General features: G+C 39.5%; 24 protein-coding genes, 1 tRNA gene, 1 rRNA gene, 2 other RNA genes and 1 pseudogene. 14 read left to right on the top strand and 15 right to left on the bottom strand.

What is annotated here, in order from left to right:
• From PH_RS08265 to PH_RS08245, 5 genes are read right to left on the bottom strand one after another with little or no spacing between them, the layout of a single operon-like run.
• Complete coding sequence (locus PH_RS08265; RefSeq protein ID WP_010885815.1) at positions 1–1,134, bottom strand: NAD(P)/FAD-dependent oxidoreductase; 1,134 nt, start codon at positions 1,132–1,134, stop codon at positions 1–3.
• Positions 1,131–1,397, bottom strand: coding sequence for a (2Fe-2S)-binding protein (locus tag PH_RS08260; RefSeq protein WP_010885814.1), 267 nt, complete (start codon positions 1,395–1,397; stop codon positions 1,131–1,133). The genes PH_RS08265 and PH_RS08260 overlap by 4 nt, the downstream gene beginning before the upstream one ends.
• Complete coding sequence (locus PH_RS08255) at positions 1,394–1,900, bottom strand: 4Fe-4S dicluster domain-containing protein (protein ID WP_010885813.1); 507 nt, start codon at positions 1,898–1,900, stop codon at positions 1,394–1,396. Before PH_RS08255 ends, PH_RS08260 begins: the two co-directional genes overlap by 4 nt.
• Positions 1,897–3,336 carry an FAD-dependent oxidoreductase gene (locus PH_RS08250; protein ID WP_048053473.1) on the bottom strand — a complete coding sequence of 480 codons (1,440 nt, stop codon included), beginning with the start codon at positions 3,334–3,336 and terminating at the stop codon, positions 1,897–1,899. The genes PH_RS08255 and PH_RS08250 overlap by 4 nt, the downstream gene beginning before the upstream one ends.
• 59 nt (positions 3,337–3,395) lie before the next feature.
• Positions 3,396–3,974, bottom strand: a complete 579-nt coding sequence (locus tag PH_RS08245) for a helix-turn-helix domain-containing protein (protein ID WP_010885811.1) — start codon at positions 3,972–3,974, stop codon at positions 3,396–3,398.
• A gap of 241 nt (positions 3,975–4,215) precedes the next feature.
• On the opposite strand from PH_RS08245, the gene PH_RS09625 reads away from it, so the two are divergent.
• Both PH_RS09625 and cas4 read left to right on the top strand, forming a co-directional pair.
• Positions 4,216–4,271, top strand: an RNA gene (locus PH_RS09625) — C/D box small nucleolar RNA.
• Between the two features lie 19 nt (positions 4,272–4,290).
• On the top strand, positions 4,291–4,899 hold the full coding sequence (gene cas4 / locus PH_RS08240; RefSeq protein ID WP_048053472.1) for a CRISPR-associated protein Cas4: 609 nt from the start codon (positions 4,291–4,293) through the stop codon (positions 4,897–4,899).
• Here cas4 and PH_RS08235 read toward each other — a convergent pair.
• Genes PH_RS08235 through PH_RS08225 form a run of 3 tightly spaced genes read right to left on the bottom strand, consistent with a single transcriptional unit; the run spans position 4,896 to position 6,317 of the window.
• On the bottom strand, positions 4,896–5,387 hold the full coding sequence (locus PH_RS08235; protein ID WP_010885809.1) for a metallophosphoesterase: 492 nt from the start codon (positions 5,385–5,387) through the stop codon (positions 4,896–4,898). The two genes, cas4 and PH_RS08235, sit on opposite strands and share 4 nt — an antisense overlap.
• Positions 5,388–5,412: 25 nt before the next feature.
• Positions 5,413–5,691 (bottom strand): Gar1/Naf1 family protein, encoded by a 279-nt coding sequence (locus PH_RS08230; protein ID WP_048053471.1) that lies wholly within the window; start codon positions 5,689–5,691, stop codon positions 5,413–5,415.
• A 20-nt stretch (positions 5,692–5,711) separates the two neighbouring features.
• On the bottom strand, positions 5,712–6,317 hold the full coding sequence (locus tag PH_RS08225; protein WP_048053470.1) for an ArsR/SmtB family transcription factor: 606 nt from the start codon (positions 6,315–6,317) through the stop codon (positions 5,712–5,714).
• An 88-nt stretch (positions 6,318–6,405) separates the two neighbouring features.
• Between PH_RS08225 and PH_RS08220 the strand changes: the two genes are divergently transcribed.
• Complete coding sequence (locus PH_RS08220; RefSeq protein ID WP_048053469.1) at positions 6,406–6,675, top strand: hypothetical protein; 270 nt, start codon at positions 6,406–6,408, stop codon at positions 6,673–6,675.
• Here the strand turns inward: PH_RS08220 and PH_RS08215 are convergent.
• A complete protein-coding gene (locus PH_RS08215; RefSeq protein ID WP_010885805.1) occupies positions 6,656–7,312 on the bottom strand; it encodes an HAD family hydrolase in 657 nt (218 codons plus the stop codon). The genes PH_RS08220 and PH_RS08215 overlap by 20 nt on opposite strands.
• A gap of 55 nt (positions 7,313–7,367) precedes the next feature.
• On the opposite strand from PH_RS08215, the gene PH_RS08210 reads away from it, so the two are divergent.
• On the top strand, positions 7,368–8,288 hold the full coding sequence (locus PH_RS08210) for an SDR family oxidoreductase (RefSeq protein ID WP_010885804.1): 921 nt from the start codon (positions 7,368–7,370) through the stop codon (positions 8,286–8,288).
• Here PH_RS08210 and PH_RS08205 read toward each other — a convergent pair.
• Positions 8,269–9,516 (bottom strand): hypothetical protein, encoded by a 1,248-nt coding sequence (locus tag PH_RS08205; RefSeq protein WP_010885802.1) that lies wholly within the window; start codon positions 9,514–9,516, stop codon positions 8,269–8,271. The two genes, PH_RS08210 and PH_RS08205, sit on opposite strands and share 20 nt — an antisense overlap.
• A 113-nt stretch (positions 9,517–9,629) precedes the next feature.
• On the opposite strand from PH_RS08205, the pseudogene PH_RS08200 reads away from it, so the two are divergent.
• The 5 genes and pseudogenes from PH_RS08200 (at position 9,630) to PH_RS08180 (ending at position 15,140) form a co-directional block, all read left to right on the top strand.
• A pseudogene (locus PH_RS08200) lies at positions 9,630–10,327 on the top strand (acetate--CoA ligase family protein).
• 84 nt (positions 10,328–10,411) lie between these two features.
• A complete protein-coding gene (locus tag PH_RS08195) occupies positions 10,412–10,747 on the top strand; it encodes a hypothetical protein (RefSeq protein WP_010885800.1) in 336 nt (111 codons plus the stop codon).
• A 92-nt stretch (positions 10,748–10,839) separates the two neighbouring features.
• On the top strand, positions 10,840–11,598 hold the full coding sequence (locus PH_RS08190) for a DUF835 domain-containing protein (RefSeq protein ID WP_231833698.1): 759 nt from the start codon (positions 10,840–10,842) through the stop codon (positions 11,596–11,598).
• A gap of 70 nt (positions 11,599–11,668) precedes the next feature.
• Positions 11,669–13,411, top strand: a complete 1,743-nt coding sequence (locus tag PH_RS08185; RefSeq protein WP_010885798.1) for an ABC transporter ATP-binding protein — start codon at positions 11,669–11,671, stop codon at positions 13,409–13,411.
• Positions 13,401–15,140 (top strand): ABC transporter ATP-binding protein, encoded by a 1,740-nt coding sequence (locus PH_RS08180; RefSeq protein ID WP_048053468.1) that lies wholly within the window; start codon positions 13,401–13,403, stop codon positions 15,138–15,140. The genes PH_RS08185 and PH_RS08180 overlap by 11 nt, the downstream gene beginning before the upstream one ends.
• Positions 15,141–15,154: 14 nt before the next feature.
• Here the strand turns inward: PH_RS08180 and PH_RS08175 are convergent, their stop codons facing one another.
• The 3 genes from PH_RS08175 to PH_RS08170 form a co-directional block, all read right to left on the bottom strand.
• Positions 15,155–15,460 (bottom strand): ferritin family protein, encoded by a 306-nt coding sequence (locus PH_RS08175; protein WP_010885796.1) that lies wholly within the window; start codon positions 15,458–15,460, stop codon positions 15,155–15,157.
• 24 nt (positions 15,461–15,484) lie between these two features.
• Positions 15,485–15,540: C/D box small nucleolar RNA (locus PH_RS09620), an RNA gene on the bottom strand.
• Complete coding sequence (locus PH_RS08170; protein WP_010885795.1) at positions 15,533–16,213, bottom strand: aspartate/glutamate racemase family protein; 681 nt, start codon at positions 16,211–16,213, stop codon at positions 15,533–15,535. Before PH_RS08170 ends, PH_RS09620 begins: the two co-directional genes overlap by 8 nt.
• A 71-nt stretch (positions 16,214–16,284) precedes the next feature.
• Here PH_RS08170 and PH_RS08165 point away from each other — a divergent pair, with 71 nt between their 5' ends.
• The 4 genes from PH_RS08165 (at position 16,285) to PH_RS08150 (ending at position 17,630) form a co-directional block, all read left to right on the top strand.
• Entirely contained in the window at positions 16,285–16,725 is a 441-nt protein-coding gene (locus PH_RS08165; protein WP_010885794.1) for a protein-tyrosine phosphatase family protein, read from the top strand.
• 69 nt (positions 16,726–16,794) lie between these two features.
• Positions 16,795–16,916: ribosomal RNA gene (gene rrf / locus PH_RS08160) — 5S ribosomal RNA — on the top strand.
• Between the two features lie 12 nt (positions 16,917–16,928).
• A tRNA-Asp gene (locus PH_RS08155) sits at positions 16,929–17,006 on the top strand.
• Between the two features lie 27 nt (positions 17,007–17,033).
• Complete coding sequence (locus tag PH_RS08150; protein WP_010885793.1) at positions 17,034–17,630, top strand: HemK2/MTQ2 family protein methyltransferase; 597 nt, start codon at positions 17,034–17,036, stop codon at positions 17,628–17,630.
• Here the strand turns inward: PH_RS08150 and PH_RS09840 are convergent.
• Together PH_RS09840 and PH_RS08145 are read right to left on the bottom strand one after the other, a co-directional pair.
• The gene (locus PH_RS09840) at positions 17,599–17,736 is read right to left on the bottom strand and encodes a hypothetical protein (RefSeq protein ID WP_158298165.1); all 138 of its coding nucleotides are present in this window, start codon (positions 17,734–17,736) and stop codon (positions 17,599–17,601) included. The genes PH_RS08150 and PH_RS09840 overlap by 32 nt on opposite strands.
• Before the next feature lie 20 nt (positions 17,737–17,756).
• Positions 17,757–18,416 carry a DUF434 domain-containing protein gene (locus PH_RS08145; protein WP_010885792.1) on the bottom strand — a complete coding sequence of 220 codons (660 nt, stop codon included), beginning with the start codon at positions 18,414–18,416 and terminating at the stop codon, positions 17,757–17,759.
• Between the two features lie 49 nt (positions 18,417–18,465).
• Between PH_RS08145 and PH_RS08140 the strand changes: the two genes are divergently transcribed.
• The gene (locus tag PH_RS08140) at positions 18,466–19,329 is read left to right on the top strand and encodes a DMT family transporter (RefSeq protein ID WP_048053467.1); all 864 of its coding nucleotides are present in this window, start codon (positions 18,466–18,468) and stop codon (positions 19,327–19,329) included.
• The last annotated feature ends 19 nt before the right edge of the window (positions 19,330–19,348 follow it).

Here is a 19,348-nt window from a genome sequence, read left to right as displayed (position 1 = left end):
TCATCCAATCTGGAAAGCCGAGGATCTGAGTTCCCCTCTTTCAAATCTATACGGATCGAACCACTCCCAGTCAAGAGGAACCTTTGTTTTCCCCTTTACTATCTTCTCGGCGAGCGCTTGTGAAACTGCTGGGGCCATCATAAAGCCATGACCTGAGAAGCCTATCGCCACGTAGAAGTCCTCTTCAAGTTCTCCTATCGCTGGATTGTTATCTGGAGTTTTTGCATAGTATCCGGCCCACTGTCTTATGATGTGAACATGCTTTAAGGCTGGCACTATCTTCACGGCCCACTTCAGCGCTTCCTTAACGAAGTCGTAAGTTGGAGTTACATCGTCTGGATTACCTTTGTATTCCAATGCAGTTCCGCATATCACTCCCCCATCTTCTCCATCTTGGATCACATAACTGTCACTCCAAGCTGGAGGGCAGACAAGGGGTTCTATTTGTCCTCTTTCTATTGGTTCTGTTTTGACAAGCTGGTGCTTGAATGGTTTTATCGGAACTATATCCTTGCCTATCATTGAGTTTATCCTTCTTCCCCAGGCATTAGTTGCATTAACAATTACATCTACCCTGAACTCTCCTCTCGTCGTTTTTATGATCCATTTGTCATTTTTCTTGATTCCAATAACTTCCGTATACGGATAAAACCTAACCCCTAGCTTTTCTCCAGCCCTCTTATACCCATAGAGAGTATGAAATGGGCTGGCCTTTCCATCTTCTGGGTTCCAAGCTCCCGCTAAGAATGCGTCTGCATTTAATGGAGGAACTATTTCCTTGGCTTCCTCTGGAGTTATTAGCTTTGTTGGAACACCGAATTTATTTTGAAGCTTTATATTCCTCTTAAACGCTTTAACTTCCTCCTCGCTAGTTGCTAAAAACAGATAACCCGTTTGTTGGAACATTACTTCATATTCTAGCTCCTCACTTAATTTTTTCCATTTATCTATAGAGTACTTCATGAGTCTTATGTTTGCTTCATCCGTGAACTGGGCTCTTATTCCGCTCGCACATCTGAATGTGGAACCTGAGCCGAAATATCTCTTTTCAAAGACTATTACTTCTTCTCCAAGCTTTGCAAGCTCATAAGCCGTTGCAATTCCAATGATTCCTCCTCCAATTATACCTATCATTTTTCATCTTCCTCCTCAATGAAAGCTTCAATCCTAACAGGCCTGATCGGAAATCTAGCATTTGGCAAACTAATTTCTTCCGGCTTCTTTCCGGTCTTTCTGGCTAAGATTGAAATTACTATAGGTATGCAAGTTCTACCTTGACAAGGGCCCATTCCAATCCTGAGGAGTCTTCTCAATTCCTCTAGATCAGTGACTCCTTCATCTATGAGCTTTTCAATTTCCTCTAGGGTTACATCGTTACATCTACAAACTATCTTCATTCTCTCACGACCTTAATAGCTCTAACATCCCATGCAAGTTCAAGTGGTACCTCTACGGTAACTATCGGGGTGTCTCCCTTTGTCTTTTCCCTGGGAACGACCGTGATGACTCTCCCCCTTCCAACCTCCTCTCCTTTCCTGTTGAGGAGAATAACTTCTTCTCCTCTTTCTGGTAGGGGGAGCAACTCATGGGGTAAGGTTATTCTGGCTTTATCCCCTACGTAATGAATCATGAAGAACGCTAGTCCGGGGCATACTTGGACACAGAGAGAACAGCCAATGCACTTTTCGTAATCAACTATAGGAATATCATTCGGGTTATCCATCTTTATGGCATTCGTTGGGCAGACCTCTTTACAGGGAGTGCAGGGAATCCTTTGAGGACATTCAGGGACTGCAACAGGCCTTTCTCTTAGTCTCTTTTCACTTGGTTTTGGAATTATTGAAAATAGCTCTTCGGGAGTTATGTATCCATACTTCAAGTAATTGGGTATCTCACTCATTTAGAACCCTCCAGGAGCTTTTTTATACCTTCAATAACACGCCTCCCAAAAGGTCCGGAACGGAATTCCTCCAACTCTTTTTCGGTTTTTTCTATTTCCTTTACCCACTCCTCCCCGGCTATTCCGAGTCTTAATGCTGCGGCTAATCCTGCTATTTTCCCTTCGAGCATTGCAGTTGTTGCTTCCTCAATTCCTGCCGTATCTCCAGCAACGAAAATTCCTTTGACAGTTGTTTCCATCCATCTGTCTCTAACTGGTACGTGACCTCCAAGTTCTCTTACGTACTTTATTTGACAGCCAGCTTGCTGAAGTAACTCTATGCTCGGTCTAAGACCTACGGCTATGGCTATTAAATCAACATCAAAAATTTTCTCAGTTCCTGGGATAGGGTTCCAGTTCTCATCTATCTCGGCAACAATGGCTCTTTCAACTTTCTCTTCTCCCTCAGCTTTTAGAATGGTATGCCTTGTTAGAATTGGAACACCTAATCTTCTAACTTTTGCTGCGTGAACGAAGTATCCACCAATTTTAGGCATAGCTTCAACTATAGCTTGTACTTGAACGTTCGCCTGAAGGAGTTGATATGCTAAAATTAATCCGACGTTTCCGGCCCCAACAATGAGTGCTTTTTCTCCAGGCTTAATTCCATAAGTGTTCATAAGCGTTTGAATGGCCCCAGCTCCGTAGATTCCGGGTAAATCATTATTTTCAAATGGTATTGTTTTCTCCATTGCCCCAGTTGCGACAATAACGGCCTTTCCCTTAAATTCTATTAATTCATTTTCTTTTCTAACTCCAATTACAAGCTTTTCCTCTCCATCTTGGAATATTCCAACGGCCGAAGTCCGCAAGTATGCCTTTATATTTTCCCTTTTCTCTATTTCTCGTCTTAGGATTTCTGCTATTTTAATTCCCCTTATGCCTGCAAATTGATCTCTCTTCCCGAAAAATTTGTGAGTTTGCTTTACTAGTTGACCCCCGAGCATTGGGCTTTCATCAATGAGAATAACCTTTGCTCCGGTATCACTGGCGCTTATTGCTGCCATCATCCCAGCAGGGCCACCTCCCACTACTATTATATCTCCCTTGACAATTTTTGCCCTTTTCTTCTTGTCTTTTTTATTTATATTAGCGGGAAGAATGGGTTTATTTTCCTCTATCTTCATCCCATCTTCGACCAAAGTTATGCATGTCCTTACATTTGGAATGCCATTAACTGTCATTAAGCATGAGGAGCACTTCCCGATAGCGCAGAATAGTCCTCTTGGCCTCTTTCTAACCCTCGAGTAATTTAGGACCCTAATTCCAGCAGCGTGAAGGGCCGCGGCTATTGTTTCCCCCTCGTACGCTTCTATTGGTTGTCCTTTATAGTAAATGGTGACCTTTCTTTTCCTCTTTTTCTCAAAATCTAAAATAGGATGCTCATTGATTCTCACAATTTCCACCTAAATATAGGTTAGGGAAAATGAAATTTGAAAATTTTTTAATAAAAAGGTTATTCACCTTTGGTTTCCCTGCTAAGTTTGAATATATCGAATCTAGTTATTATCCCTATTGGTTTTCCATTTCTCCCCTGAACTATTACCGCTTGGTGATCCTCTAAGAGGTATTTTATAACTTCAAGATCTTCATCCTCTGAAACCAATGGAAAGGGCTCTTCCATTATATCCTTAGCCTTCTTTGAATAAATATCCTCATCCTCCAAGCTTTTTCTTACAAGAAGTCTCTCCGTGATTGCCCCGACTATTTTATCCTTTTCCATAACGGGCACTTGGGAGATGTTATACTTCTCCATAAGTCTTACAACCTTTTCTATCTTATCTTCGGAGCTTACCGAGATTATTGGGGATGACATTATATTTTTTGCAGTTATTCTTGTTTTTTGGCACTCAAGAAGAGCTCTAAGAATTCTGTTGAAGGTTGAAAGCCTTGGATCAACTTTTCCAGCTTCCAACTTTGCAATATACGCCTGAGTAACCCCTGCTTTTCTAGCTAACTCCTCTTGGGTTATCCCTAAGGCTTTCCTTATTTTCTTAATGTCCCTGGGATCAACAGGCTTTGGTATTATTACCATAGATTAGCCTCCATCTATTAATTAAGAAGGGGATATTAAACTTTATTGTGGGCCGGCAACAGAGACCCAGCGGTCATTAATCCCGCGGGCGGATGCACCGGCCCTGTAGGCTCGGCGTGAGCACACCCCGCTCATCGACCCCGAAACCTTGCGGGGGCGGGTTGACCGAGCCCTTGCGAGGGTATTGTACCCTCGCTGTCGGCGATTAAAATTAATAAATTATAGCTTAAAATTCTTGTGGGCGGATGATGATCCTTGCCCAGCCTGAGGAGTGATGAAGTCGGTATTAGCTGACGCTGTGTTTGGGGGTGCATTAATGATAGAATTTTATGCTAGTGAAGCCTTAATATGCCCTAGAAGGGTATGGTTTAGGCTTAAAGGAATTCCAGAGAAATGGCCAGAAGTTGCTAAGCCAAGATTGGAGAAGGGAATGAAAATTCACGAAGTCCTGGGGAAAGTATTGAAGGATAGATTCGATGTCGAACTTGAGAAAAGTGTTATTATAAGGTTTCCTAAGCTTGGAATGGAGATACATGGGAAGATAGATGTGTACAAAGAATTCCCAATAGAAATTAAGGGAAAGTCCTATATTCCTAGTTCTCCGATTGATTATCACCTAGCTCAGCTTAATCTATATTTAAGGGGAGTAAATGCTGAGTATGGATACTTATACTATGTAAAGCTAACTGATGATCCATGGAGAGCGATAAGTGACATTGTATTTGATAGCTTCCCTCTAATAAAGGGAAATGGTCTTAAAATATTCGAAGTTCCCTACGATGAAGTTTTATTCAAAGAGACCGTTAAGTATTTTTACGAAATAAAGCTCTATTTAGAAAATGATGAGCTCCCTCCAGCTTGGAAAGGCCCCCATTGTAAGTTCTGTCCCTATAATTACATTTGTTTATCAGGGGAAGAATTTTAGAGCATCCATACGTTGTAAAATTTTACCTCAACGCTTTCCCCAATGTTAAGAATTGCAAATGTTGGCTCACTCATTCTAGGTAATGTTGGAGATCCGGGGTTTAATAACGTGATCTCCTTTCCCATATATTTAAGTTTGGCATAATAAGGTCTGTGAGTGTGACCAAAGATAACTATATCGGCCTCTTCCTCTAATCCCTTATAAAGCAGGTTTTGGGTGTCAAGGGTTAGGAAATTGTGTCCATGAATTACTAAAACTCTCTTATCTCGAATGTTGAGGATCTCTTCTTCGGGTAGTTTTAAGATATCTGCATTACCTTTAACCGCTATCACGGGGGCAACATTTTCTAACATATCAAGTAGGCTTCTCTCAGTAATGTCACCAGCATGAATTATATATGCCACATTTTTCTCCCTAAAAAATTCTAGAATCTTCTCTGGAAAATAAGCCTTTGGAAAATGTGTATCACTTAATACCCCAACTAGCATCGGTGAGGTCCCCTTTCATCATCTTTCAGCTTCTATGCCTTTTCCTCATCTTCTTCTTTTCTTTTTTCCTCTTTTTTCTTTTTTCATCTATATATAAGACCTGACCCACATATTTCTCGGGATTTTCCACCTTCGGCTTTATAGCAACGTAAGGCATCTTGACGGGCCCGAACACATCTTTAACTATTCCTACTAACTTTAAATCTTTATCAATCACTGGATCATTCAACGATGGAATCCAAGTTGATCGTACTATTAGCAATCCTTGCTTTGCATAGTGTAAAACTTTTCCAAGCCTTTTCATTTTCACACCATCCATTGGGTTTAAATATTCTCTATGAACTTTTCTTTAATCCTCTTTGCATATTCCGGTGGTAGTATCTCCTCTATATCTTTAAAAACCTTCTTAACTATCTCCTTGTTTTCTTCAGATATCCTCCTCATAACGTTCTCTATATATGTCTCGACTAATATCTTAACCTCCTCCAACTCCCTCTTCTCCTCTATTAACTCTTTTATCCTATCATCAAGTTCATGTAAAAACTCTGCAAGCTCTTTCATTTTGATATCTATCGGTTCTACGGACTTTATCAGTTCCCTGGCCTGTTCATATTCTGGGCTTTTTCTAATTTCCCTAGGTTCATACATCTCGGAACCAAAGAGGGTAGGTGTCAGAAGTATCTCTAACCTTAATCCCCTTTTAATCATATAATATTTCCTTGGCCTTCCCCTTGGTATCTTCTCAATTCTACTCTCTATTAATCCGGCCTCCTCTAAGATCCTTAAATGCTCTAAAACGGCTTTCTGACCAACTCCAAGCTCTTGACTCAACTCACTCACAAAGTATGGTCTTTTAGTTAGTAAAAATAAAATCCTCCTCCGAGTTTCGTTTCCCAGGACATCAAGGAGTTTGCTTAGTTCCTCGCCCATCTCTCGCTCACCTCCTTTAATTATTTCAGCATTTTCTAACATTGAGTTAGAAAAAGACTTAAAAACATTTTCTGTGAATTTGAGGATAATGAAAGTTAAGGAGCTCCTGAAGCTAATTAATGAAGCAGAAGTAAATGTTAGAATAGCCATAGTCACGTTTTCTATGAGGGCTAATGAAAGTCCATATACATCGTTTGAATTTATTCAGGAGAGTCTTAAGCTTCAAGATGTGTTGAATGATCTCACTAAGATTAAGGCTGAACTTAAAGGGATGGATCCTGAAGCGGATATTGAAGTCTCTGAGAATTTAATAAAGTGGTTGAAGGAACTAATAAACTTTAAAGCTCACCTGTTTTGAGCTTATCAACAAGTTCCCACAGGGAATTTATATAAACATCTGCTCCTTCAACTCTTTTTTCTCTTACTATTTGAACAACCCTTAATTTTGCTCTTTTCCCGGCTATTATATCAAGTTCACTATCCCCTACGAGTATGGCCTCTTTAGGTTCGACATTAAGCGCTTTTAGGGCCTTATTAATTAGGTAGGGATTCGGTTTTACCCCATCTAAATATGTATAATCTTTCCCGTAAACAACATCGAAATATTTTAACAAGTCAAATGCTCTCAATACGAGTTCTGTGTTATCTTGGGATGCATTGCTTACTGCTGCTAGTTTTATTCCAAGGTTCTTTATTTCTTTAAGGGCTTCTACGTCTTTAAAAGTATGAACTTTTCCTTCTTTGAGCAATTCCTCTCTATACTTCCTATTAGCCTCATCTAATGCTTTCCAAAATTTAACGTGATTTATCTGGAATTTTTCGACGTAACTTCTTGGTAGTTCTCCCCTTGCCATCTTTCGAAAGATTTCCCAATCAACTATAACCCCAAGTTCCTTCATAGCGGGTAACCCAACCTTTTCATACCACTCCCTTAGTGAGTATCCCTCATAGTATACTAAGGTTTCATCTACATCGAAGATTATTGCCTTAATCATTACCCTCCCCGAAATCGTTTAAATGCCTCAAATTTTTAATAATTAGGGGCCCCATATGAAAAACAAGCTCATAGTAATTACTGGAGGGGCTGGATTTATAGGTTCTCATTTGGCTGAAGCATTAAAAGATGAAAATGACGTGATTATAATAGACAATCTATATTCCGGTAGAATCGAGAACATTCCAGAAGGTGTCAAGTTCATAAGGGCTGATGTCAGGGATTATGAAAGCATAGCTGAAGTTATAAGTGAAGCCGATTATGTCTTTCATGAGGCCGCTCAAATTAGTGTCAAAGAAAGTATCGAAGACCCCGTATTTACGGAGGAGGTAAATGTTATAGGAACTATAAATGTTTTAAGGGCTTTATCCCAGGGAGATGGGAAATTAATATTTGCATCTTCTGCGGCCGTTTATGGTGAACCCAAGGAACTACCAATTACTGAAGATACGTTAACTAATCCTATTTCTCCTTATGGAATTACAAAGCTGGCTGCGGAACATTACTGCAGAGTATATCAAAGCTTATATGGAATTCCAGTAGTCATCCTAAGGTATTTTAACGTCTACGGCCCTAGGCAAAGTTCTGCTTATGCTGGAGTGATAAGTATCTTCTTAGAAAGGGCAATAAAAGGGGAACCTTTGATAATTTTTGGAGATGGGAAACAGACAAGAGATTTCATCTACGTTAAGGATGTTGTTGAGGCCAATATCCTTGTTGCTAAGAAAAGGAGTGCTAATGGAAGGATTTTTAATGTCGCGACTGGAAAGGAGACAACAATCCTCGAGCTTGCAATGAAAATAATAGATATGACTTCCTCTTCGTCTTCAATTTTATTTTATCCACCGAGACCTGGTGATATCAGGAGAAGTGTTGCCAAAATAGAAAGAATAAAGAAACTTGGCTTTAAGCCTAGGTATTCCCTTGAGGAGGGTCTCAAGGAGACTTTTAAATGGTTTACATCTCGTACTCAATGATTATTTTCTTTTCACTTTTAGGTTCCACTTTAACCTTCATAAGAACATAGTTAGCTGTCTCTTCAATTGGCTTTATCGTTGAATACAAAATAACGCCTGCTTTGTAATGCTTAATTAGTACTTCTCTTGGCTTATCACCTAAGTTTTCTAGGGATATCTCCACCTTATATCTCGTCTTTCCGTTAGATTTGAGAACTTGAAGCACCCTAGTTTTCCCTTTGAGTTCATACTCCCTACCAAGTTTTATCTCAACGAAGTCTCCAGCTGCTTTTTGTTCTATTCTATTTTGAGATATTAGGACTAGGCTCCCGTTATGCTCCCTAAATATCTTTACATTTCCTGGGGGTAAGGGCATTTCGGTTTTAAATCTAATAAACTCATATACGGGACCTTCTTCCCTATAGGGCCAACTTTCATACAAATAACCTCTTTCCCACTTCACGTTTTCTTCTACTATTTTTATCGTTGTCTTAGATTCCTTCTCTATTTCAATGCTCCCAAGAGGGAATAACGTTATATGCTCCTGTTTTATATAACTGGAAGGTTCTGCAACTTCGGGCTTTATAGTTACTTTCGACCCTTCATATTCTCCTATATCTCCGGTTACGAGGTATCCTTTACCTCTGAATTCAAGCTGAAGGGGATTCTCTATTGTGGCAAATCCCTGAACTTTGGCTTTGTTCTCTTTTAGAATTAGATAGTAGTTAACATCCCACTTTATTCCATTCACTCTACATATTAATGTTAAGTTATGTTCCCCCGATTTTTCTGTGTAAAGTATGATCTTCCTGGGGCTCTCCGGAATGCGAGATACCGAGATATATGCTATCTCATTTGGGTTTACGAGAACTAATGAATTTCCCCTTTGTACGAGTAAAAAACCCTCTTTATATCCTTTCAGTACTCCGGAGATTTGTAACTTGTTTTGGAGTGCTATATTTACCTCGCTCCCTAAGGGAACTCCAAAGATATCCTGCGAGTATACATCCTTAAGGCCAATAAAATCCACTTCCTTAGAGAGTACTAGTGGTGTTCCTAGATTACAGTTAATCGGTATTTCATTGTATCCAGCTTTAAGTTCGAGAGTAACGTTCTCTTCTATGACAGCAAATGGCTCATAAAATAAAATGATATTGTTTTCGATATCTGCTTGACCAAGAGGGTAATGTACGACCGCAAAACTAACAATGAGAATAGCTGCGATAAGTAATATGCCTGCTTTCTTCATTTTCTTCCCTAGTCCTTTTCTACCCTATCCTTCATAAAGGTTCCGGGTGGATGGAAATCCTTTTAACTAGTTAAAAATATTTGGTAAATGTCAAGCTAATTGGGGGGAGTGAAATGGATAGAATAGCAAGAGCTAGGGAAATTATTGAAAAAGCAAAGGCTGAGAATAGATCACTAGTTGAACCTGAGGCCAAGGAGATTCTCAAGCTTTATGGAATTCCAATTCCAGAATTTAAGGTTGCAAGGAACGAGGAAGAGGCCGTAAAATTCTCTAGGGAGATTGGATATCCGGTAGTTATGAAGATAGTTTCACCTCAAATAATTCATAAGAGCGATGCTGGTGGCGTTAAGATAAACATAAAGAACGATGAAGAAGCCAGGGAAGCCTTCAGAACAATAATGGAAAATGCAAGGAGGTACAAGCCAGATGCCGATCTTTGGGGTGTTATAATTTATAAGATGCTACCCCTAGGTAGAGAGGTCATAGTGGGAATGATAAGGGATCCACAGTTTGGACCCGCGGTAATGTTTGGATTAGGTGGAATATTCGTTGAAATATTAAAGGATGTTAGCTTTAGAGTCGCTCCTATATCTAAGGACGATGCTCTAGAAATGATCAAGGAGATTAAAGCCTATCCAATTTTAGCTGGAGCTAGAGGAGAAAAGCCTGTGAATATTGAGGCATTGGCAGATATAATCGTTAAGGTTGGAGAATTGGCCCTTGAGTTCCTGAAATTAGAGAACTCGATATAAACCCAATATTTGCATATGAGAACGATGCCGTGGCCGTTGATGCGAGAATGCTTCTCTGATTCTCAATTTTTTGGAAAAACTTTAAAAGTTATACCCCTATATTGTAACTTGGAAGAAAAAGTTTAAGGAGGTTATGAACGCCGATGGAGGATGAGGATTCGAATAGTTTTTGGTCGAAATTGTTTAGAAGGAAAAATGAGGAGGAAGTTCTTGAACAGGAAGTAACCGATGATGCATATGAGGAATTAAAAAGGCTTTTAATGAGGGCGAAGCCTGAAATAAAAGGAGAAAATATAATTGTCCATTTACCAAAGGCAGACATTGTACTTAAGCCTAGGAAATTAGTCATTAGAGCCCCTACCAGGAAAGATGCTGAAAAAGTGCTGAGAAATTTGCATTACTACTCTCAGCCTCCAGGTTTATGGCCGGCATATGGTTTGACGTACTCTATAAGAAAAGAGAGGGAAAGAGCTTCATAATTTGCCTTTTTTCAAACTTTTTCAAACAAAATATTTAAAAAATATATCTGAATGTTATGTGAAGAGGCAAAGTATATGGGAGGTGTACTTAGTTGGATCTCTATATTATTTATTCTGCAGTTATTTTAATCTCCTTGGTGTATCTACTTACTTTCATACTTATTAGGATTAACAAGTATTCGGATAAGGCTAAAAAAAGTGCAATACTTGTCCTTCTGTTTTTATCTCTTGGTGCTATACTCAAAATTTTGGAGATTGCTGATCCCTCGGTCAAAATGGATTATATCATACAGCTAGTATATTCCTTAACAGTATTTGGTGCTTTTGTTGCTTTGAGCTTCTACATAAAGTTTCTTGAAACACCACCCTCCTTAACGGTTCACCACTCGACGAAATTGCCAAAAAATGGAGGAAGTGAGCCAAAGCTCGTTGGAGCTTACTTAGTATCTGGCTCAAGGTCTAGGATCGTAGATTTAATTAACATGATTAGGGAGCTTAATGCTCCAATTCTCGTGTTTACTAGATATCCTACGTTCTATCAAGACTTAGGAGAGAATATTAAGGTAATTTGGATAACACAGGCTTCTGAAGATGGAATTCCACCTACAAAGCTTCATGTCATTCAAGATTATGCAATAAAGTTCGCAAAGGAAAATAAGTACGCCGTTGTAATTATAGATTGTGTGGAGTATCTCCTGCTTTACAATGAATTTGCGAGCGTATTTAAATTTCTCGCTAGTCTCAAAGATTACCTTATAATGATGAACTCAGCATTAGTCCTGGCCGTTGACGAAAAGGCTCTTGACGAGAAATATTACACCTTATTGCTTAATGAGTTTGAGCCTCTTTAATTTCTCTCCTTTTAGATTATTATCTTAACCGACAAATATTTATAGTAACTAAAAGTTTAATCCCTTTAGTATGGATGGTTCGCTAAGGCAACTGGAAAGACTGTTAAGCTATTTAAGAGAGTATAGATGGCATTTTATTGGTGGAATAGGGTTAGTTCTCTTGATGTCGTACACTAACGGGGTAATCCCCGTGTTAATTAGGAATGCTATAGATAAAGGGATCGTCACCAAAAAGTATTCAGTTGCCTTCAATTATGGCCTTTTGATTTTGCTTGTTGCAGTATTTAACGGAATATTTAGTTTCACGGGGAGATATTTACTTGTAAAATCCGCTCAGCATGCAGTATATTACATTAGAATGGATGCCTTTAAGGCTATACAGAGGCATAGAATGGAATTTTTTGATAAGACTTTTTCTGGTCAGCTAATAAGCAGAATAACGAATGACACAGAGAGGATAACGAGGTTCCTTTCTTTTCGAATAAGAATGTTCGTTTATTCAATATTCCTAATAGCTGTATCCTTGTATTATATGATTAGAATGAACGTCTTCCTTAGCTTAGTTGCTTTAGGGACTATAGCTGTTGTGGTTCTTTTAAATACAACTTATGCAACTAAAGTTAGGCCGATATATGATAAAATAAGACACCAAACTGGGGTGATAGCCTCAATAGCCACTGGAACAATAGCTGGAATAAAGACTATTAAATCACTTTCGGTTGAAGAAAATATCCAGGAAAAATTCTCTAAAGAAAATGAGAACCTTTATTCCCTAAATATTGATGCCATTAAAATAACTGCTCTTTATGGGAATGCTCCATTTTTGATTTTGGGATTAGCGATGAGTGCAATGCTCTACTATGGGGGGAAAGCTATAATTGCCAAAACCTTAACTGTTGGTGAACTCGTTGCATTTTTAACTTACATGCTTACAATGATGTGGCCCCTTCGTGCTTTGGGATTCACTATTGGTGATATACAGAGAAGTTTAGCTGCGGCGGCAAGATTGTTTGAGGTTATTGATTCGGCCCCCAAAGCAATTGACGCACCCGACGCTGTAGAGATTAATGATCCAAAGGGGGAGGTAGAATTTAGGGATGTTTGGCTTACTTATCATACTGGAAGAACTGTGCTTAGGGGTGTAAATCTCAAAGTATCTCCTGGAGAGAAGGTTCTCATAGTAGGTCCTCCTGGATCCGGGAAGAGTAGTATTCTAAAGCTTATTGCAAGGTTTTATGTGCCTGATAAGGGGGAAGTGTTAATAGATGGAGTTAATGTGAAGAAGATAAAGACAGAAAGCCTAAGGAGAATAGTGGCCTATGTTCCTCAGGAACCTTTCATTTTTAACAGGAGCATAAGGGAAAACATCGCACTCGCAAAGCCTGATGCTAAAATGGATGAAATAATAAGGGCTGCAAAAATAGCAAAGATACATGACTTTATATCCTCCCTTCCCAACGGGTATGACACTATAGTTGGTGAAAAAGGTGTAACGCTATCCGGGGGACAAAGACAGAGAATAGCCCTTGCAAGAGCTCTCCTTTTAGATCCCAAAATTATCCTCCTTGATGATCCCGTCTCTAATCTAGATGCTGAAACGGAGAAAAGATTGGTTGAAGACCTAAAAGAGATACTAAAGGGTAGAACTGCTCTAATAGTATCTCAGAGACTTTCCTTAGTTAAACTGACGGATAGGGTGATTGTAATAAAAGATGGAAGGATAATTGAGGAAGGAAAACCTAGCGAGCTCGTCAAGAAGGGTGGAGCATTTAGCGAAATGATTAGAGCTATAGGTGAGGAATATGAGAAATAACGAATCATCATTTTCACTTCTTATTAGGTTCATTAGGGAAGCACTCTCCGAAAAGAAGACTCTAGTAGTAGTTATAATTAGTATAGTAGGATCTGCCATTGCCAACTTGGCATCGCCCTACGTCCTTCATATTGCTATAGATAACTATATAGTTCCAGGGAAGTATGGAGAGTTATGGTTTGTGACACTTTTATATCTCCTATCCCTCATTGGCCAATGGTTCTTCATGACTCTTCAGACTTATTATACTGAAGTTTTTGGCCAAGGGGTTCTTAAGAGGTTGAGAAGCAAGCTTCATGAGAAGATATTAATTTCAAACCTAGATTTCTTTAAAGAGAAATCAACAGGGGATCTAGTTTCGAGGATAATTAACGATACAAACATAGTCAATGATGTTCTAGTTTCAGGACTCCTCGGGGGATTAGGAAGTTTGTTGAGCTTAGCGGGAATTATTATCGCAATGTTTCTCCTAGACGTTAAACTAACGCTAGTAACTCTAGCTAGCGTTCCTTTAATGGTGCTCGTGGCCTATTACTTTGGAGGTAAAATGAGGAGGGCATATCGTGAAACTAGGCAGAAAATAGCAAAGATATCGAGCGTTGTTGAAGAGAGTGTGGCCGGAATAGAGACAATTAGGGCATTTGGAAAAGAAAGGGACGTGGAAAGAGAATTTTCAAAAGTTTCCTTAGAGACAATAAAAGCATATCTAAGGGTTGCAGTTTACATGGGAGTTTTCTGGCCACTTATGAATATTACGAGCTTACTTTCCGTTATAGCCGTTATAGCATACGGAGGTTACCTGGCTTATAAAGGAGCTGTGAGCATTGGTGTTGTGGTCGCGTTCATTCAGTACGCTCAAAGGTTTAGAGGCCCCATAAATAATGTTGTAAGTATGTATGATAGTTTGCAATCAGCTTTAGCTGCTCTTGAAAGGATATATGAAATCTTGGACGATGAAAACGTTGAAGATTACAACGGAATAAACGTTGAGAGGCTTAATGGTGAAATAGAATTTAGAAATGTATGGTTTGAATATGAAAGGGGGAGACCTGTTCTTAAGGATATTAACTTATTAATACCTTCGGGATCTAAAGTAGCAATAGTAGGAAAGACAGGAGCTGGAAAGACAACTTTGGCTAATCTGATTATGCGCTTCTATGATCCAACTAAAGGGGATATTTTCTACGATGGAATAGAGGGGAGAAAGATAAGTAGGAAAAGCCTTAGAAGGAGAATAGGTTATGTTCCCCAGGAAACATACCTATTTCCAGGAACCATAATGGAAAACATCCTCATGGCAAACCCAGAAGCTAGAGAAGAAGATGTGATAAGGGTTTGCAAGGAGCTGGGAATTCACGAGTTCATAATGAAGTTACCAAATGGATATAAGACTAGTGCAGGTGAAGCGGGGAAGTTATTATCCCTAGGGGAGAGACAATTAATATCTTTGGCGAGGGCTTTGTTAAAGGATCCTGACATAGTCATTTTGGATGAAGCGCTTTCAAGCGTCGATCCTAAGACCGAGCAACTTGTACAGAATGCAATGCTAAAGTTAATGGAGGGGAGAACTAGTATAATTATCGCTCATAGATTGTCAATAACGAGGTTTGCTGATAAGGTAATCGTTGTTAAGGATGGAAGAATAATTGAGGAGGGTCCTCCAAAGCTTCTCTTAGAAAAGAAGGGCTACTTCTACAGGCTTTATACCTCTCAAGTTCAGGAAGTTTAAAAAGAAAAAGGAAGTCACTGTAGCTTAGCCTTGATTCCTGTTTCCTCTTCAACTTCCTTAAAGCCTTTCCTTATGAATTCTGCAAGTTCCTCATCTACTTCAAGCAGAACAGCTAGAAATTCTCCAACGTGCTCTTTCTCTTCATTGGCAACATCATAGAATACATGCCTTATTTTTTCATCCTCTATTAGTTCTGCTAATTGCTCGTAAAAGTTTATAGCATCCAGCTCAGCTTCTATGGCCCACCTTAGCGCTTGGGCGATCTCTTTCTTTGAGAGTGGTTTCTCTCTTTCAACCAGGTAGGGCTTTTCGGCGAGCATAGATATTACCCCATATGAGGTTAGAAGTCAGCACTTAAAATCTTCATCATCTATCAGCGCTGCGCGGGCTCATCACTCTGAAGCTAACTCTATTAGCTTCCTCATATGGATTTCGGCCGAGTCAAATACTTCAACGCTTACATCCCCCTGCTTTATTGCAAGTGGTAGCTCGGTACATCCTAGAATAACTCCTTCGATTCCCTCACTCTCTCTGTACTTTTCTATAAGTCTCACTATCCACTCTTTATTCTTTAGGTTTCCAAAGGCCAGTTCCTCAAATATTATCCTATTGAGCTCTTCCTTTTCTTCGTCATTTGGTACAACGACTTCTAAGCCTTTCTCCTCTAATGTTTTAATATAAAAGTCAGCGGTCATAGTCGTTTTTGTCCCTAGAAGGAGGACTTTTCTGACTCCTCTTTTAAGGATCTCCTCAGCGACTGCATCTATTATGCTTACCATTGGAACGTTAACTTCTCTTTGAACGTCGTCAAAAACCAAATGCGGAGTATTAGCGGCAAAGGCTATTAATTCTGCTCCTGCCCTTTCCAGGGCTTTAGCTGCATTAATAAGTATTTTCTTTCGTCCTTCCCAGCCTTCGGGGTTCTGGAAGAACTCCTTAAAGTTTATTGAGTAAATTATAAGCTCTGGGTAAAAGTACTTTTCAAATTTTTCTCTGCTTATCTCAATGTACTTTTTATAATAATACAGGGTAGATTCTGGAGTTGTCCCTCCGATAATTCCGATCTTCTTCATGTTGCTATCACCAGTAAAGCGTTAAGATCAATTCTTAAGAGGATTTTTATGAAAGAAATTTTGGTGATGATATGGAGAAGTTTATTGATGAAAACGTTGCATTTGGTAGGATGCCCTATGAGGATGAAATAGATGAGCTTGTTGAGAAATTTGACGCTTTTGTAGTTTTAGTGGAAGACTTCGAGCTGGTGTATGATATTGAGGAACTTAAAAAGAAAGTTGATGTCTTGCATTCTCCGATTCCGGATTTTACGGCCCCTTCTCTTAGTCAATTATATAAGATAGTTAAATGGATAGAGGAAAAGGTGAAGGAAGGGAAAAAGGTCTACATCCACTGCTATGGTGGTAGTGGGAGGAGTGGGACTGTAGCAGTTGCATGGCTTATGTATTCTCAGGGCCTCTCTCTTAGAGAAGGCCTCAGGAGGGTAAGACTCCTTAAACCAAGTGCTGTAGAGACGGAGGATCAGCTAGAGGTTCTCAGAGAGTTTGAGAGGTTCCTGGATACTCGGTGAACTAGGTGAGTTTCTTCATAGTAAATTGACCGTAAGGTTTATAAGGTTGGGGTTTGGAGGGTTTATCGGCACGGCGGCCATAGCGGGGGGGTTACACCCGGTCTCATTTCGAACCCGGAAGTTAAGCCCCCCAGCGATCCCGGTTGTACTGCCCTCCGAGAGGGGGCGGGAAGCCGGGGACGCCGCCGGCCATTAATATTTGCGCCCGGGTGGTGTAGCCCGGCCTATCATGCGGGACTGTCACTCCCGCGACCCGGGTTCAAATCCCGGCCCGGGCGCCATAATATTAAATTCTGAGGGGAATTTTAATGGCAATTTATTATAATGGGCTTAAAATTGAGAGTAATGAAGAAGTTTATGAGCCTGCTGAGGACACCTTTTTGCTTGCTGAGTCCCTCTTAGATGAGGTAAAAAGCGATGATATAGTCTTGGATGTTGGTACTGGTACCGGAATATTGGCACTACTAGCTGCTAGGAGGGCTAGATTTGTTGTTGGCTTGGATATCAATGAAAAGGCCATTAACTTAGCATGGAAAAATGCAAAGATCAATGGTATTAAAAACGTTGTTTTCATTCTTAGTGACCTCTTTGAAAATATAAGGGGAACTTTTGACTTGATAGTCTTTAATCCACCCTACTTACCTGGGGAAGAAATAAAAGATAAGGTGGACTTAGCCTTAATTGGAGGAAAGACTGGTGGGGAAGTTATATCAAGGTTCCTGGGAAGTGTTAAAGATTATCTATCATCGAGAGGTAGGATACTCCTCATTTATAGCTCATTAACAGGTTTAGATGTTGAAAAAGCCTTTAAAGAAAGGGGATTCTCAACTAGTATAGTTAAGAGAAGGAGATTCTTCTTCGAAGAACTTTATGTCATGAAAGCTGAACTCTCTTCACGTTTGTAATAAGCTTCACATTTACTAGCTCTTTCTTGTTTTCCTCCTGGCTTTCAATCTTTACTTCAACTTTCCTAAACTTTACTATCATGGGCTCGGGCTTTAGCTTGAGCATATCTTCGACTATTCACTTATCTATTTAAGTCTTTCGTCGAGAATGTCTAACATCTCTTTGAAGTCTATTGGATTTTTATTGAGTATCCTTGAGATATGGGAGAATATATTAACCAAATATGGTACACTCCTTATAATTCCAACGTCACCTGTTGAGACGTACTCAAATTTTTTGAGCTCAAAATCAGGGCTTTTCACCAGTCTAACCTTTCCTTTGATTTTGATCTCTTTAAGCTTTTTCTGGGTAGCAATCTTAATTTCAGCGCTCTTTGGGTTCGAACGTCCATAAAGTATTATCGTTTTTCTTGGATTTAACTCCTTTATTGCAAGTAGCATAACTTCTATTGCTTTCTCAGTTTTTTCATTGATTTTATATTTTCCCTGGTATTTAAGATCCCTTACTATTCCATCTTCGCATCTTATGGCCGTTCCTTCCATTAGGGATTCTACTGTTATTAAAATATTAAACCCATCTATTCCCAGTATTTTTTCTTCACAGCTGGAAATCTTTTCTCTAACCTCATTTATCCAATAATCTGAGAATACACATCTCGCGAGGAAATGTCTATATTGAAGGGGAAGCATGTAGTGATTGCATACAAATTCTAGAGCTAGTTTTTTCCTATACCCCCTATTGAGAAGGAACTTCAAGTCGAAGTATGCTTCCTTGAGCTTACCCATGATTGAAAGTTTGATTTAGTTTTTTAAATCTGCTATGGAAGTATATAGCATGAACTTTGCTCTAGGAGTGATCTTAGCCTTCAGTGCGGCTTTCACATGGGCCCTAACTTCGGTGTTATCCAAGGTATCAATGAGAAGGGTAAGTCCATTGACGTTGAACTTTCTTAGATTGGTAATTGCCTCTGGTTTTTACTTACCCCTTATTATTTACCTCAACTTAATTCCAAGTAAAGGGATAATGTGGTGGGTAATAGTTGTGTTTTCTGGGATCATAGGCTTCATGATAGGTGACTGGCTATTCCTAGAAGGTATGAAGCTTTTAGGTGTTTCTCGTGCAAACATGCTTACGACTTTACATCCAATAATAACCATGGTCTTAGCTCACTACCTTCTTGGGAGACCTTTAAATGCTTACCTATTTCTTGGTGCTGGTTTGATAATACTTGCGGTTCTCCTTCTCTTAAGTGAGAAGAGTGAGTCTGGGGGAATTAATGCCAGGGGGGTTCTACTAGTTGTCGTGGCGGAACTCTTGTGGACAATTGCCATATTGATAACTGATTGGCTCGTTAGCAATGAACCCCCAGTTTTGATAGCTGCTTTAAGAATAAGCTCAGGAATCCTTGGAGGTTTACCGTTTTTACCCAAAATGTGGAGAGAGATAAGGAAGTTAAGACTTGGGGATATGGGCCTTGTGTTTGTGATTTCTCTATTAGGGACAATAGTTGGGCAATACCTCTTCATAAAGTCAATAAGTTTAGTAAGTTCCACTGTGGCAACCCCTGTAACGGAATCCACTCCTATAATGGCTTCCCTCCTAGCGGTTGTTTTCCTTAGGGAGAAAATAACTTCCAAATTAGTTGCTTCAATGATGCTATCCTTTATTGGCATTTTGATAATAGGAGTTTTGGGATGATACACTTTACTTTTGTCCA

It is taken from the genome of Pyrococcus horikoshii OT3, from assembly GCF_000011105.1.
In the GTDB taxonomy this organism is placed as follows: Archaea; Methanobacteriota_B; Thermococci; order Thermococcales; family Thermococcaceae; genus Pyrococcus; species Pyrococcus horikoshii.
The sequence above is the reverse complement of the archived record's forward strand: the minus strand, read 5'-3'. Positions and strand labels throughout refer to the sequence as shown.

Coding starts and splice junctions, on each gene's coding strand:
- PH_RS08265 (WP_010885815.1), bottom strand. CDS start 1,134: ATGATAGGTATAATTGGAGGAGGAATCATTGGAATTGCAACGGCTTAT.
- PH_RS08260 (WP_010885814.1), bottom strand. CDS start 1,397: ATGAAGATAGTTTGTAGATGTAACGATGTAACCCTAGAGGAAATTGAA.
- PH_RS08255 (WP_010885813.1), bottom strand. CDS start 1,900: ATGAGTGAGATACCCAATTACTTGAAGTATGGATACATAACTCCCGAA.
- PH_RS08245 (WP_010885811.1), bottom strand. CDS start 3,974: ATGGTAATAATACCAAAGCCTGTTGATCCCAGGGACATTAAGAAAATA.
- cas4 (WP_048053472.1), top strand. CDS start 4,291: ATGATAGAATTTTATGCTAGTGAAGCCTTAATATGCCCTAGAAGGGTA.
- PH_RS08235 (WP_010885809.1), bottom strand. CDS start 5,387: ATGCTAGTTGGGGTATTAAGTGATACACATTTTCCAAAGGCTTATTTT.
- PH_RS08230 (WP_048053471.1), bottom strand. CDS start 5,691: ATGAAAAGGCTTGGAAAAGTTTTACACTATGCAAAGCAAGGATTGCTA.
- PH_RS08225 (WP_048053470.1), bottom strand. CDS start 6,317: ATGGGCGAGGAACTAAGCAAACTCCTTGATGTCCTGGGAAACGAAACT.
- PH_RS08220 (WP_048053469.1), top strand. CDS start 6,406: ATGAAAGTTAAGGAGCTCCTGAAGCTAATTAATGAAGCAGAAGTAAAT.
- PH_RS08215 (WP_010885805.1), bottom strand. CDS start 7,312: ATGATTAAGGCAATAATCTTCGATGTAGATGAAACCTTAGTATACTAT.
- PH_RS08210 (WP_010885804.1), top strand. CDS start 7,368: ATGAAAAACAAGCTCATAGTAATTACTGGAGGGGCTGGATTTATAGGT.
- PH_RS08205 (WP_010885802.1), bottom strand. CDS start 9,516: ATGAAGAAAGCAGGCATATTACTTATCGCAGCTATTCTCATTGTTAGT.
- PH_RS08195 (WP_010885800.1), top strand. CDS start 10,412: ATGGAGGATGAGGATTCGAATAGTTTTTGGTCGAAATTGTTTAGAAGG.
- PH_RS08185 (WP_010885798.1), top strand. CDS start 11,669: ATGGATGGTTCGCTAAGGCAACTGGAAAGACTGTTAAGCTATTTAAGA.
- PH_RS08180 (WP_048053468.1), top strand. CDS start 13,401: ATGAGAAATAACGAATCATCATTTTCACTTCTTATTAGGTTCATTAGG.
- PH_RS08175 (WP_010885796.1), bottom strand. CDS start 15,460: ATGCTCGCCGAAAAGCCCTACCTGGTTGAAAGAGAGAAACCACTCTCA.
- PH_RS08170 (WP_010885795.1), bottom strand. CDS start 16,213: ATGAAGAAGATCGGAATTATCGGAGGGACAACTCCAGAATCTACCCTG.
- PH_RS08165 (WP_010885794.1), top strand. CDS start 16,285: ATGGAGAAGTTTATTGATGAAAACGTTGCATTTGGTAGGATGCCCTAT.
- PH_RS08150 (WP_010885793.1), top strand. CDS start 17,034: ATGGCAATTTATTATAATGGGCTTAAAATTGAGAGTAATGAAGAAGTT.
- PH_RS09840 (WP_158298165.1), bottom strand. CDS start 17,736: ATGCTCAAGCTAAAGCCCGAGCCCATGATAGTAAAGTTTAGGAAAGTT.
- PH_RS08145 (WP_010885792.1), bottom strand. CDS start 18,416: ATGGGTAAGCTCAAGGAAGCATACTTCGACTTGAAGTTCCTTCTCAAT.
- PH_RS08140 (WP_048053467.1), top strand. CDS start 18,466: ATGAACTTTGCTCTAGGAGTGATCTTAGCCTTCAGTGCGGCTTTCACA.